Origin of the sequence: Maritimibacter alexandrii (assembly GCF_005871115.1) — a bacterium.
In the GTDB taxonomy this organism is placed as follows: domain Bacteria; phylum Pseudomonadota; class Alphaproteobacteria; order Rhodobacterales; family Rhodobacteraceae; genus Maritimibacter; species Maritimibacter alkaliphilus.
This window is the reverse complement of record NZ_SWKQ01000009.1, coordinates 75,962-89,206: the sequence shown is the minus strand read 5'-3', so window position 1 is coordinate 89,206 and position 13,245 is coordinate 75,962. Positions and strand designations below refer to the sequence as shown.

The window sequence follows — 13,245 nt, the reverse complement described above, 5'->3', positions numbered from 1 at the left end:
CTGCCGGTGTGTTCAAGCGGTTCGCCGCGCCCAGTCGATCGCGTCGTCGAGCCGGTCGTCACCCCAGAAGATTTCATCCCCCACGGCGAAGGTGGGCGAGCCGAAAATGCCCAGCCGCATGGCGGTCTCGGTCTCTCGTTGCAGCCTGTCGTCGATCCGTGGCCCGCGCGCCTCGCTCAGAACCCGCGCGGGGTCGGCCCCGGCGTGGGTGATGGCGAGCGTGAGGTTCGGTTCCTGTCCTGCGGGTTCGTCCATTTCGAACCAGAGGCGATAGGCCTCGCGCGTATAGGTTTCGCACCATCCTTCCTCCACGCCCAGCGTCGCCACCTGATTGGCGAGCACGAGGCCGGGCAGGGGATAGGGCGCGGGCAGGCGGGGTGACAGGCCGAAGCGGTCGGCGCGGCGCGCGATGTCGCGCCACATATAAGCGGTCTTCACCGGCTTGTCCTTGAACGGGATGTTGTTCTGCAAGGTCATGACATGGCGCACGTTGAACGGGCGCCAGTTGAACGTGGCCCCGGTGCGTTTCGCGACATCGGCAAGACGCATCACCGTCAGGTAGCTGTAGGTCGATCCGATGGAATACCAGAAGTCGATCGGTGCCATGCAAGCCTCCCTCTCATCTTGGGAGAGGGTACCATCGGCATGCCGGCGAGTCATTTGGCTTGAGGCCAAAGAAAAGGGCCGACCAAAAGGCCGGCCCGATCCGTTGTGGTTCAGGGGCTCAGTCCGCCGTCAGAAGCGGAGGCTTCTTGCGCGAAGTGATGCGCGGCGACCCCGGCTCTTCGATGCGAAGGTCGATCTCGCCGTCCTTGACGCCGACCTGCACCAGTCCGCCCTTGGCGAGCTTGCCGAAGAGCAGTTCCTCCGCGAGCGGCTTCTTGATGTGCTCCTGAATGACGCGGCCCAGCGGGCGGGCGCCCATCTTGTCGTCATACCCCTTGTCGGCCAGCCATTCCGCCGCCGCCGGGGTCAGTTCGATGGACACGTTGCGATCCATCAGTTGCGCTTCGAGTTGCAGCACGAACTTTTCGACCACCTGCGTGATGACGTCCTTGCTGAGGGGCGCGAAGCTGATGACGGCGTCCAGACGGTTGCGGAATTCCGGCGTGAACGTGCGTTCGATGGCCGCCGTATCCTCGCCCTCGCGCCGCGCACGACCGAAACCGATCGCCTCTTTCGCCTGTTCGGTGGCGCCCGCATTCGACGTCATGATGAGCACCACGTTGCGGAAGTTCACCGTGCGACCGTTGTGGTCGGTCAGCTGCCCGTGGTCCATCACCTGAAGCAGGATGTTGTAGACGTCCGGGTGCGCCTTTTCCATTTCGTCGAGCAGCAGCACGCAATGCGGGTGCTGATCCACGCCATCGGTCAGAAGCCCGCCCTGATCGAAGCCGACATAGCCCGGAGGTGCGCCGATCAGGCGGCTGACAGCGTGCTTCTCCATATACTCCGACATATCGAAGCGCAGGAGTTCTACGCCAAGCTGGCTGGCAAGCTGGCGCGCCACCTCGGTTTTGCCGACGCCCGTGGGCCCGGCGAACAGGTAGTTGCCGATGGGCTTTTCGGGGTCGCGCAGACCGGCGCGGGACAGTTTGATCGCGGACGACAGCGCCGTGATCGCATCGTCCTGACCGAAGACCACGCGCTTGAGCGAGCCTTCCAGATCGCGCAGAACCTCCTGATCGTCCTTCGAGACGGACTTCGGGGGGATGCGGGCGATCTTGGCGATGATCGCCTCGATCTCTTTCGTGCCGATGGACTTGCGCCGTTTCGAGGCGGCGACGAGGTGCTGGGCCGCGCCCGCCTCGTCGATCACGTCGATGGCCTTGTCGGGCAGCTTGCGGTCGTTGATGTAACGGTCCGAAAGCTCGACGGCGGTCTTGATCGCGTCGTTTGTGTATTTGATCGCGTGATGCTCCTCGAAGTAGGGCTTGAGGCCCTTGAGGATTTTCACGGTGTCGTCGACCGTCGGCTCGTTCACGTCGATCTTCTGGAACCGGCGCGACAGCGCGCGGTCCTTTTCGAAGTGCTGGCGGAATTCCTTGTAGGTCGTCGAGCCCATGCAGCGCAGTTTGCCGCCCTGAAGCGCGGGCTTCAGCAGGTTCGAGGCGTCCATCGCCCCGCCCGAAGTGGCCCCGGCACCGATCACGGTGTGGATTTCGTCGATGAACAGCACCGCGTCCGGGTGGTTTTCAAGCTCCGACACGACCGCCTTCAGACGCTCTTCGAAGTCGCCGCGATAACGCGTGCCCGCAAGCAGCGCGCCCATGTCGAGCGAGAAGATGGTGGTTTCCGAAAGCACTTCCGGCGTTTCGCCCGCTTCGATCTTCTTGGCGAGGCCTTCGGCGATGGCGGTCTTGCCCACGCCGGGATCGCCCACCAGAAGCGGGTTGTTCTTGCGGCGGCGGCAGAGCACCTGAATGCAACGCTCGACCTCTTGATCGCGACCGATCAGCGGGTCGATGTCGCCCTTGCGCGCCTTGGCGTTCAGATCGACACAGTACTTCCCGAGCGCGGAATCCTTGGCCTCTTCTTCCGGGGCCTCGTTGGTCGCTTCCTCGAAATCCGGGGTGCCGGAAACTGGGCGGGTTTCGCCATAGGACGGGTCTTTGGCCACACCATGAGCGATGTAGTTCACCGCGTCGTAGCGCGTCATGTCCTGCTCTTGCAGGAAATAGGCCGCGTTGCTTTCGCGTTCCGCGAAGATCGCGACCAGCACATTGGCCCCGGTCACTTCGGTCCGTCCCGAGGACTGGACGTGGATCGCGGCCCGCTGGATCACGCGCTGGAATGCGGCGGTCGGAACGGCTTCCGACCCTTCGATGTTCGTCTCGAAGGCCGACAATTCCTCGTCGATGTATTTCAGCAGCGTCCCCCGAAGGTCTTCCAGATCCACGCTACAGGCCTTCATCACACGGGCCGCGTCGGGCTCGTCGATGAGTGCCAGGAGCAGGTGTTCCAGCGTGGCCAGCTCATGCTGTCGTTCATTGGCATGAGCGAGTGCGGCATGGATGGCCTGTTCAAGCGTGTTGGAAAAGGATGGCAAGTGGTTCACTCCTCGTTTCCGGGGTCGCTGGACGGAGTGTGGCCCGTCCATTCGACCGTGGCCTCATAGTATTAAGGATCGGTTTTCCCAGCGGTTCTTCAAGTGTTTTCTGGCAGGAAAACGCTCACAGCCGGGTGATCGTTGCACGAAGGCCTAGAAATTATCCTTGGCCCGGCGAATTGCGGCGAAAACCTCGGCATCGCCGTCATGTTCCATATCCACGGCCTTCTTCATCTCCGGCAGCCCGGCGCGAAGGAACGGATTGGTCGCTTTTTCGAGCGACAGCAGCGACGGAACGGTGAATTCGCCGTTCTCGCGCAGTTTCGTCGTCTGTTCGGCGCGGTGGATCAGGTCGGCATTCTGCGGTTCGACCGACAGCGCGAAGCGGGCGTTGGCCGCCGTGTATTCGTGGCCCGAACAGATCAGCGTGTCGTCTGGCAACGCCATCAGCCGCGACAGGGTGCCCCACATCTGCTCCGGCGTGCCCTCGAACAACCGGCCGCAGCCAAGCGCCATCAGGCTGTCGCCGGTGAAGGCGGCTTTCGCGTCGGGCATGTAGAACGCGATGTGGCCGATGGTGTGACCGTCGGCGGCGAACACCTGAACCTCGTGACCTGCGAAACTCAGCGCGTCGCCGGGTTCGACCGCCTTGTCGAGCGCGGGCAAGCGCCCCGCATCGTGTTTGCCGCCGACCACCCGGCAGCCGTAGGCCGCGCGCAGATCGTCCACGCCTTCGATGTGGTCGCCGTGATGGTGCGTGATGAACAGATCGGTCAGCGTCCAGCCCCGCGCGTCGAGTTCGGCCTTGATCGGCGCGGTTTCGGGCGCGTCGAACAGCGCCGTCTCGCCCGTCGCCGCGTCATGGACGAGGAAGGCGTAGTTGTCGGAGCGGCAGGGGATGGTGATGAGTTCGAGCGTCATGTCGAGATGAATATGGGGGCCGGGGGGCGCTGGCTCAAGAGGGGATTTGCCCCCTGTTCACGGGGCGAGGATCGTCTAACCTGCGCCATATGCATCTGGACGCACAGGATCTTCGCGCATTCTACTACCGTTCGGCCCTTGGCCGCGTGGCGCAGAAGAACATCCGTGACGAGGTTTGCCGGCTCTGGTCCGGTTCCGCCAAGGGGCAGACCGTGCTTGGTTATGGCTTCGCCGCACCGCTGTTGCGCCCGTTTCTGGCCGATGCCCGCCGCGTGATCGCGCTGATGCCCGCGCCGCAGGGGGTCATGGCATGGCCTGCCGGAATGCCCAACGTGTCGGTTCTGTGCGAAGAGGTGCTTTGGCCCATCGACACCGGCGTGGCCGACAAGCTCATCATGCTTCATGGGCTCGAGACCTCGACAAACGCGCCCACGCTCTTGGACGAGGCCTACCGCGTCCTCGGCCCCGGTGGGCGCGCGCTGTTCATCGTGCCGAACCGCGCCGGGCTGTGGTCGCGGTCGGACAACACGCCCTTCGGCTATGGTCGCCCCTATTCGACCGGGCAGCTCGAACAACAGCTTCGCGACCACGGGTTCGCGATCGAGCGGCATTCTGCCGCACTCTACCAGCCGCCCACCCATCGCCGTTTCTGGCTCAAGACCGGGCCGATGTGGGAAAAGGTCGGGGCAGGGGCCCCGCGCATGGCGGGGGGCGTTCTGCTGGTCGAGGCCTCGAAACAGGTGAAGGCGCAGCACCGGCCGGGGCTGCCGGAGGCGGTAAAGCGCCCACTCAGCGTGCTGGAGGGGCTTGGCGCGCCCGAGCCGGGGCGGCAAGCTGGCCGGACGGCCAAGGGATTCGGTCCCTGTCCGTGAACATCCGGTCCGAAGGCCTGACAATCACAAGCCGGACGCCCTATTTCGCACGCACCCACGCCTACTTTCTATATGTTGGCGCAAAACCCCGTCATGCGTATTGCGGGCTTGGGATTGCTCTGCTAGACCCCCGCTGAATTTCAGATCGCTCGCAAAAATGCGGCATCGAGAGGCCGCCCCTGACTGCGCTCGCAGCCAAAGGATGGGGCTAAAGACATCGGAAGGGTGGACGTGTCCGAACCAGCTTCGATCACTTCTGGGATTGCCCAGCGTTACGCGACGGCCGTTTTTGAACTGGCCAAGGAAGAGAACTCCCTCAAGGCGGTGGAAGGCGACCTCGACCAGCTCGACGCCGCCCTCGCCGACAGCGCCGACTTCGCGCGCCTGATCCACTCGCCGGTCTATGGCCGCGACGCTCAGGCCGCCGCGATCAAGGCGCTTGCCGACAAGATGGGGCTTTCCAAGCAGATGACCGGCGTGCTCGCCGTCATGGCGCAGAAACGCCGCCTGTTCATCCTGCCGCAACTCATCGCCAAGCTTCGCGAGATGATCTCGGAAGACAAAGGCGAAGTCGTGGCCGACGTGACCGCCGCCAAGGCGCTCACCAAAGCCCAGCAGGACAAACTTGCCAAGGCGCTCAAGGCGTCGGTCGGCAAGGACGTGAAAATCAACATGGCCGTGGATGAAAGCCTCATCGGCGGCCTTATCGTGAAAGTCGGGTCCAAGATGATCGATAGCTCGATCGCTTCGCGCCTGAACGCACTCCAGAATTCCATGAAAGAGGTCGGATAAGAGAATGGGTATCCAAGCTTCCGAGATTTCTGCGATCCTCAAGGACCAGATCAAGAACTTTGGCCAGGAGGCCGAGGTGGCCGAAGTCGGTCACGTGCTCTCCGTCGGTGACGGTATCGCCCGTGTCTATGGCCTCGACAACGTGCAGGCCGGTGAAATGGTCGAATTCCCCGGTGGTATCCGGGGCATGGCGCTGAACCTCGAAGCCGACAACGTCGGTGTCGTGATCTTCGGTTCGGACCGTGACATTAAAGAAGGCGACACCGTCAAGCGCACGAACTCGATCGTGGACGTGCCGGTCGGTGACGCGCTGCTCGGCCGCGTGGTCGACGGTCTCGGCAACCCGATCGACGGCAAAGGCCCGATCGAAGCGAAAGAGCGTGCCGTGGCCGACGTGAAAGCCCCGGGCATCATCCCGCGTAAGTCGGTGCACGAGCCGATGGCGACCGGCCTCAAGTCGGTGGACGCGATGATCCCGATTGGCCGTGGCCAGCGTGAACTTATCATCGGCGACCGTCAAACCGGCAAGACCGCCGTGGCGCTCGACACCATCCTGAACCAGAAGTCGTACAACGACGCCGCTGGCGACGACGAGTCGAAGAAGCTCTACTGCGTCTACGTCGCCGTCGGTCAGAAGCGTTCGACCGTCGCCCAGCTCGTCAAGAAACTGGAAGAGACCGGCGCCATCGAATACTCGATCATCGTCGCCGCGACCGCGTCGGACCCCGCGCCGATGCAGTACCTCGCCCCCTACACCGCGACCGCGATGGGCGAATACTTCCGCGACAATGGCCGTCACGCGCTGATGATCTACGACGATCTGTCGAAACAGGCCGTCGCCTACCGTCAGATGTCGCTGCTTCTGCGTCGTCCGCCGGGGCGTGAAGCCTATCCGGGTGACGTGTTCTACCTTCACTCCCGCCTGCTGGAGCGTTCGGCGAAGCTGAACGAGGACTTCGGTGCCGGTTCGCTGACGGCTCTGCCGATCATCGAAACGCAAGGCGGCGACGTGTCGGCGTTTATTCCGACCAACGTGATCTCGATCACCGACGGCCAGATCTTCCTTGAAACCGAACTGTTCTATCAGGGCATCCGCCCGGCCGTGAACACCGGTCTGTCGGTGTCGCGCGTGGGTTCGTCGGCTCAGACCAAAGCCATGTCGTCGGTCGCGGGTCCGGTGAAACTGTCGCTCGCCCAGTACCGCGAGATGGCCGCTTTCGCCCAGTTCGGCTCCGACCTCGACGCCGCCACCCAGCAGCTGCTGGCCCGTGGTGCCCGTCTGACCGAGCTGATGAAGCAGCCGCAGTACTCGCCGCTGACCAACGCCGAAATCGTCTGCGTGATCTACGCCGGCACCAACGGCTTCCTCGACAAGCTGCCGGTCTCGGCCGTGGCGAAGTTCGAAAGCGGTCTTCTGAACCACCTGCGTTCGAAACATGCTGACCTGCTCAAGGACATCACCGAGAACGACCGCAAGGTGAAAGACGATCTGGCGGACAAGATCAAAGCCGCCATCGAAGAATTCGCAGCGGGCTTCACGGCCTGATCCCGGTTAACTTCCTGAGGAGGCAGTCATGCCAAGTCTTAAGGACCTGAAAAACCGGATCGACACCGTCAAGTCGACGCGGAAGATCACCAAGGCCATGCAGATGGTCGCGGCGGCCAAGCTCCGCCGCGCCCAGGAAGCGGCCGAGGCGTCGCGCCCGTACACGGAACGGTTCAACGCCGTTCTGGGCGGGCTCGCCAAGGCGTCGGCAGGGTCCGACGCCGCGCCGATCCTTCTGCGGGGCACGGGATCCGATCAGGTGCAGCTTCTCGTCGTCATGACCGCCGAGCGCGGTCTGTGCGGCGGCTTCAACTCGTCGATCGTGAAACTGGCCAAGCAAAAGGCGGAAACGCTGAAGGGCGAAGGCAAGACGGTCAAGATCCTGACGGTCGGCAAGAAAGGCCGCGAACAGCTCAAGCGTGATTACGGCGATCTGCTGATCGGTCACGTCGATCTGTCCGAGGTCAAGAACATCGGCTACGCGAACGCGCAGGAGATCGCGAACGATCTGCTCGCACGTTTCGATGCGGGTGACTTCGACGTCGCGACGATCTTCTACAACCGTTTCGAAAACGTGGTGTCGCAGATTCCGACCGCCGTTCAGGTGATCCCGGCCAAGTTCGACACCCCGTCGGAGAGCGACGAGACCGGCTACGTCTACGATTACGAGCCGTCCGAGGAAGAGGTGCTCGCTACGCTGCTGCCCAAGGGCGTGGCAACGGCGATCTTCTCGGCGCTGCTCGAGAATGGCGCGTCCGAACAGGGCGCACGCATGTCGGCGATGGACAACGCCACGCGCAACGCGGGCGAGATGATCGACAAGCTGACGATCGAGTACAACCGCTCGCGTCAGGCCGTCATCACCAACGAGCTGATTGAAATCATTTCGGGCGCCGAGGCGCTCTAAGGGAACCGGAGAAACACAAGATGGCAAACGCAAAAGGCAAAGTGACCCAGGTCATCGGCGCCGTCGTCGACGTGCAGTTCGAGGATCACCTTCCGGCGATCCTTAACGCGCTTGAAACTGATAACAACGGCAACCGTCTCGTCCTCGAAGTGGCGCAGCACCTTGGTGAGAACACCGTGCGCACCATCGCGATGGACGCCACCGAAGGTCTCGTGCGCGGTCACGAAGTGGCCGACACCGGCAAGCCGATCTCGGTTCCGGTGGGCACCGCCACGCTGGGCCGCATCCTGAACGTCACCGGCGACCCGGTGGACGAAAAGGGCCCGATCGAAGCCGACGAATACCGCCCGATCCACGCGGACGCGCCCGACTTCGACGAGCAGGCGACCGAGGCCGAAATCCTCGTCACCGGCATCAAGGTCATCGACCTGCTGGCCCCTTACTCGAAGGGCGGCAAGATCGGCCTCTTCGGCGGCGCCGGCGTGGGCAAGACCGTTCTCATTCAGGAACTCATCAACAACATCGCCAAGGTGCACTCGGGTCTGTCCGTGTTCGCCGGTGTGGGTGAGCGGACCCGTGAAGGGAACGACCTCTACCACGAGATGATCGAATCCGGCGTTCTGACCCCGGACAACCTGCCGGACTCGAAGATCGCTCTGGTCTACGGCCAGATGAACGAGCCGCCGGGTGCCCGTGCCCGTATCGCGCTGACCGGCCTGACGCTGGCCGAGCAGTTCCGCGACGCGACCGGGACCGACGTTCTGTTCTTCGTCGACAACATCTTCCGCTTCACGCAGGCGGGTTCGGAAATGTCTGCGCTTCTGGGTCGTATCCCGTCCGCCGTGGGCTACCAGCCGACGCTGGCCACCGACATGGGCGCGATGCAGGAACGCATCACCTCGACCAAGAACGGTTCGATCACCTCGATCCAGGCCGTGTACGTGCCCGCGGACGACCTTACCGACCCGGCACCGGCCACGACCTTCGCCCACCTCGACGCGACGACCGTGCTTAACCGCGCGATCTCGGAACTCGGCATCTATCCCGCCGTGGACCCGCTCGACTCCACCTCGCGTCTCATGGACCCGCTGGTGATCGGTGACGAGCACTACAAGGTCGCCCGTGACGTTCAGGGTATCCTCCAGCGCTACAAATCGCTGCAGGACATCATCGCCATTCTCGGCATGGACGAACTGTCGGAAGAAGACAAACTCACCGTGGCCCGCGCCCGTAAGATCCAGCGTTTCCTCTCGCAGCCGTTCGACGTTGCGAAAGTGTTCACCGGCTCGGACGGCGTTCAGGTTCCGCTCGAGGACACGATCAAATCGTTCCGCGCGGTTGTGGACGGCGAATACGATCACCTGCCCGAAGGCGCCTTCTACATGGTCGGCGGCATCGACGAGGTGATCGCCAAAGCCGAGAAGATGGCCGCGGACGCTGCGTAATCAGTCCTCCCCCGGCCCACGCCGGGGGGCGGCTCCTATCAGGAGACATACATGGCTGACATGATGCAATTCGACCTGGTGTCGCCGGAACGCCGCCTGACCTCGACCGAGGCCAGTGCCGTGCAAATCCCCGGCGCCGATGGCGACTTCACGGCGATGGCGCAACACGCGCCGACCATCGCGACCCTGCGTCCGGGCATCGTCACGGTGCAGGGCGCTGGTGGTGAAGAGAAATACGTCGTGACCGGCGGCTTCGCCGAGGTTACGCCGGACGGCACCACGGTTCTGGCCGAGCGTGCCATGCCTGCAGGCGAAGTGACGCAGGACATCATCGACGACTTCGTCGCTACCGCCGTCGCCGCGCGCGACAACGCGACGCCCGAGATGCTGGACCAGCTGTCCAAGCAGGTGGGCGACATCGCCCTCGTCGCGTCCGAGCTGGGCCTGCAAAGCAAAGCATAAGAAGAACCCGAACGACCGGGGGACAGTAAAGGCCCTGCATCTGCGGATGCGGGGCCTTTTCTTTGCGCAACCGTCGCCCGGTTAGTGCGGCTGTCCCATCATCCGCTCATGCACCGCCATCATGCCCCGCTCGGCCATGTCCGAGACTTCGGCGGCATGGGTGTGGAGCGCGGCCACCAGTTCGGGATCGTCCGAGGTCTGCACGACGACGATCCCCGCGTCGGTCACCTCGATCTCGGTTTCCAGCGCCTCGGCCCGTTCGAAGAAGATGTCGAGCGTCGGGCTCTGGATGATGATGCGCGGATCGTCCTTGGCATCGACCCGGCCGATCATCCCGACCACATGGCTGACCAGCACTTCCATCACTTCGGGGTCTGACGACCGCGTGACGCTGCGGATGCCGTTCGGCAGGTTCTCAACCTCCCGCGTGATCGTCTGGAAGTTCCGAAACATGACCGCAAGCTCGGCGCTTTCCTCGGGCGTCGCGTTTTCGCCGAAAAGGCCCGGCATGTTCACTTCGTCATGCCCGGTCCCGTCGGCACCGTGCATGTGGGACATGCCGCCCATATGCCCCTGCTGGGCCAGCGCGGGCGTGGACAGGCAAAGGGCTAGGGCTAGGGCAGTGGACATTCGGAACATGGTGATCTCTCCCAAGACTGGTTGAAAGAGTTATATGCAAGAAAACGAATGCAGGAAATGACGTTTGCGCTACCCGCCCTGCGGACCCGTGGGGAGGCCAACGTAGCTGAACGCCCCCAATTCGCGCAGCAGCTTCCGGCGCATCGCCTCTTCGTAGTCGTTATAGCTGTTCGTCGGTTGCACGAAGGCGCCGGGGCCTTGGATTACCGATTGCAGATAGTATCGGACCACGGTCGGATCGCCGTCGGTGATGACCAGACCGTTCACCGTGACCAATGACATATCGTGGGCGACATAGGCGCTGGCCGGGGGGAAGCCGTCGTTGTTCACACCGTCGCCGGATACGTCGATGACCTGGCGATCGCAGGTCTCCGGCGCGGCCTTCAACAGGTTCAGCGCATGTCCCAGCGCATAGCCGAGCGACGTCGGGAATTCCGCCACCTGCCGTGGCGTGGCCCGCAGCTCCCCCGCGACGGCGGCAAGCGCCGCGCCACCCGCGACGAATGTCCACGGGAGTTGTTCATACTGATGGCGTGCACCGCTCCACTCGAAAATCGACAGCCAGATGCCGCCCTGTGCCTCGACCGCGCCCACGACCTCGGGATCGGTGAGGGCCCGCGCCAGACCTTCCTGCTGCAAGTCGTATTCCCGCGCATCGACCGAGGCCGACACATCGAGCGCGAGGACCAGCGCCAATTTGCAAGCCGCCGCCGGGGCGGCGGCAAGGGCCAGCCCGGCCGTCAGGGCCATGCGGCGCAGGAAAGGTCGCGGTGTCATGGCGCGATAGTAGCACGACCTGCGAAGCGCACCAAAAATTTGCCGATCGGGGTCGTGCGCGGGTCACGAAATGGCCCGTTTCGGATGGCAGGATCTGGCGTGTTAAATGGTTTCGGAGACTCGCCATGACGGTCAAGGCCTTCACGTTCTTCGCACTTTTCGCGATTCCCCTGCCGGTTCAGGCGCAACCCTATTCGACCTCGATGGCCCAATGCGCGGGGCTTTACGACGCGCTGACCCGCCTGATGACCAGTGTCGACAAGCAGGAATCGCTTGCGGTGGCGGCGTCCAGATACCTCGGTTCCGCGCGCGCTCAGGCGATGCGCGAAGGGCGCAGTGACGCGGAAAAGTCGGTCGAGGCGACGTATTCCTCGACCCGCGACGAATGGATCGCCAAGGGCGCCCGCGTCGTCTTTTCGCAGGAGTTCCATGACTGGGCCGCCTATTGCCGGTCCTTCGCGCAGGATCAGGGCATCGACCTTGGGTTGTCCTGAGCGGCACAGTCGCGGCGGCACGCCCCAAAATTGTTGATCCGGCACGGGCATGGCCCTAGCAAAAGCCATGTCGAACGACCGCGCCCTCTGGTTCATCCTCGCCACCATCCTGATCGACGCGATCGGGGTGGGGCTGATCTTTCCGCTCATGCCGGACCTGATGGACCGCGTGGGCGCCGGAGGCGCGTCGAACGGCGCCGTGCTGGGCGGTATCCTGATGGCGGCCTATGCGGCGACGCAGTTCCTGTGCGCGCCCGCCGTGGGGGGATTGTCCGATGCCGTCGGTCGCAAGCCAGTGCTGCTCGTCGCCCTCGCCACGCTGGCCGTCGACTATGTCATCATGGCGCTCGCGACGAGCTTTTGGCTGCTGCTCGCGGGCCGGCTCCTCGCCGGTGTCGCTGGTGCGACCTACATCACGGCGACCGCCTATCTCGCCGACATCTCGACGCCTGAAAAGCGGGCCGCGAATTTCGGGCTGATCGGCGCGACCTTCGGCATCGGCTTCGTCCTTGGCCCCGCACTCGGCGGTCTGCTCGCCGGTATCGACGTGACCGCGCCGTTCTGGGTCGCCGCCGCGCTGTCGGCTGCGAATGTCGCCTTCGGCCTCGCCGTCCTGCCTGAAAGCCTCGCCCCCGCCAAACGCCGGGCCTTCCGCGCCAGCGACCTCAACCCGTTCGGTGCGATCCGCGATGCGTTCCGAATGCCCGCGCTCGCGCTGCCGCTCACCTGCATGTTCGTCTTCGAATTCGCCAACATGGTGTATCCGACCCTTTGGGCTTTCTGGGGGCGCGAGGCGTTCGGCTGGTCCGCGACCATGATCGGCGGCACGCTTGCGGCTTATGGGGTCGGGGTCGCGCTCACGCAGGGTCTGGTCCTGCCCGCGCTCCTGAAACGGATGAGCGAGCACGGCGTCCTCACCTTCGCGCTGTTGACCGGCACCGTCGCCGCCTTCGCCTTCGGTTTCACGACCGCGCCTTGGCTGGTCGCGGTGATCCTTCCCATCGCCTGCCTGTCCGACATGGCCCCGCCGACCATGACCGCGATCATGGCGAATGCGACGGACGAGGATCGGCAGGGCGTGCTGCAAGGTGTCATCGCCTCGCTCGGCTCGCTCGCCGCGATCTTCGCGCCGCTTCTGATGACCCCGCTCTTTCGCCACTACACCGGCCCCGACACGCCGTTCCACATGCCGGGTGCCCCCTTCCTGTTCGCGGGCTTCCTGATGCTTCTCATCTTCCCCGTTGTGAACCGGATACGCCTGCGCACGGAAACCGCCTCAGGGGCTTGAACGATTTGCGCTTTTCGGGGCACCCTGCGCCCGGGCGGGCGAAAAAAGAAGCA

Annotated in this window: 13 protein-coding genes; 8 read left to right on the top strand and 5 right to left on the bottom strand. The window is 63.9% G+C overall.

All coding sequences use genetic code 11. The annotated features are described in order from the left end of the window. Nucleotides 1–12: 12 nt before the first annotated feature. From FCT00_RS01195 to gloB, 3 genes are all read right to left on the bottom strand, one after another. Nucleotides 13–606, bottom strand: a complete 594-nt coding sequence (locus FCT00_RS01195) for a 2-hydroxychromene-2-carboxylate isomerase (protein WP_138421525.1) — start codon at nucleotides 604–606, stop codon at nucleotides 13–15. A 118-nt stretch (nucleotides 607–724) separates the two neighbouring features. Further along, entirely contained in the window at nucleotides 725–3,049 is a 2,325-nt protein-coding gene (clpA, locus tag FCT00_RS01190; RefSeq protein WP_040885264.1) for an ATP-dependent Clp protease ATP-binding subunit ClpA, read from the bottom strand. Between the two features lie 153 nt (nucleotides 3,050–3,202). After that, nucleotides 3,203–3,970, bottom strand: coding sequence for a hydroxyacylglutathione hydrolase (gloB, locus tag FCT00_RS01185; RefSeq protein WP_138421524.1), 768 nt, complete (start codon nucleotides 3,968–3,970; stop codon nucleotides 3,203–3,205). Between the two features lie 89 nt (nucleotides 3,971–4,059). Here gloB and FCT00_RS01180 point away from each other — a divergent pair, with 89 nt between their 5' ends. From FCT00_RS01180 to FCT00_RS01155, 6 genes are all read left to right on the top strand, one after another. After that, nucleotides 4,060–4,842 (top strand): class I SAM-dependent methyltransferase, encoded by a 783-nt coding sequence (locus FCT00_RS01180; protein WP_138421523.1) that lies wholly within the window; start codon nucleotides 4,060–4,062, stop codon nucleotides 4,840–4,842. Between the two features lie 231 nt (nucleotides 4,843–5,073). Next, nucleotides 5,074–5,634, top strand: coding sequence for a F0F1 ATP synthase subunit delta (locus FCT00_RS01175; RefSeq protein WP_138421522.1), 561 nt, complete (start codon nucleotides 5,074–5,076; stop codon nucleotides 5,632–5,634). A gap of 4 nt (nucleotides 5,635–5,638) precedes the next feature. Further along, nucleotides 5,639–7,180, top strand: coding sequence for a F0F1 ATP synthase subunit alpha (gene atpA / locus FCT00_RS01170; RefSeq protein ID WP_008334813.1), 1,542 nt, complete (start codon nucleotides 5,639–5,641; stop codon nucleotides 7,178–7,180). 28 nt (nucleotides 7,181–7,208) lie between these two features. Beyond that, a complete protein-coding gene (locus FCT00_RS01165; RefSeq protein WP_008334815.1) occupies nucleotides 7,209–8,087 on the top strand; it encodes a F0F1 ATP synthase subunit gamma in 879 nt (292 codons plus the stop codon). Nucleotides 8,088–8,107: 20 nt separating this feature from the next. Continuing rightward, entirely contained in the window at nucleotides 8,108–9,532 is a 1,425-nt protein-coding gene (gene atpD, locus FCT00_RS01160; protein ID WP_008334816.1) for a F0F1 ATP synthase subunit beta, read from the top strand. A 51-nt stretch (nucleotides 9,533–9,583) separates the two neighbouring features. Then, nucleotides 9,584–9,994 carry a F0F1 ATP synthase subunit epsilon gene (locus FCT00_RS01155; RefSeq protein ID WP_138421521.1) on the top strand — a complete coding sequence of 137 codons (411 nt, stop codon included), beginning with the start codon at nucleotides 9,584–9,586 and terminating at the stop codon, nucleotides 9,992–9,994. A gap of 81 nt (nucleotides 9,995–10,075) precedes the next feature. Here FCT00_RS01155 and FCT00_RS01150 read toward each other — a convergent pair whose 3' ends face one another. Both FCT00_RS01150 and FCT00_RS01145 read right to left on the bottom strand, forming a co-directional pair. After that, nucleotides 10,076–10,624: a hypothetical protein gene (locus FCT00_RS01150; RefSeq protein WP_187432407.1), complete on the bottom strand. Its 549-nt coding sequence runs from the start codon at nucleotides 10,622–10,624 to the stop codon at nucleotides 10,076–10,078. A 78-nt stretch (nucleotides 10,625–10,702) separates the two neighbouring features. After that, a complete protein-coding gene (locus tag FCT00_RS01145) occupies nucleotides 10,703–11,410 on the bottom strand; it encodes a DUF1194 domain-containing protein (RefSeq protein WP_138421520.1) in 708 nt (235 codons plus the stop codon). A gap of 125 nt (nucleotides 11,411–11,535) precedes the next feature. Between FCT00_RS01145 and FCT00_RS01140 the strand changes: the two genes are divergently transcribed. Beyond that, nucleotides 11,536–11,904: a hypothetical protein gene (locus FCT00_RS01140; RefSeq protein ID WP_138421519.1), complete on the top strand. Its 369-nt coding sequence runs from the start codon at nucleotides 11,536–11,538 to the stop codon at nucleotides 11,902–11,904. 67 nt (nucleotides 11,905–11,971) lie between these two features. After that, the gene (locus tag FCT00_RS01135; RefSeq protein ID WP_138422528.1) at nucleotides 11,972–13,192 is read left to right on the top strand and encodes an MFS transporter; all 1,221 of its coding nucleotides are present in this window, start codon (nucleotides 11,972–11,974) and stop codon (nucleotides 13,190–13,192) included. Nucleotides 13,193–13,245 lie beyond the last annotated feature (53 nt).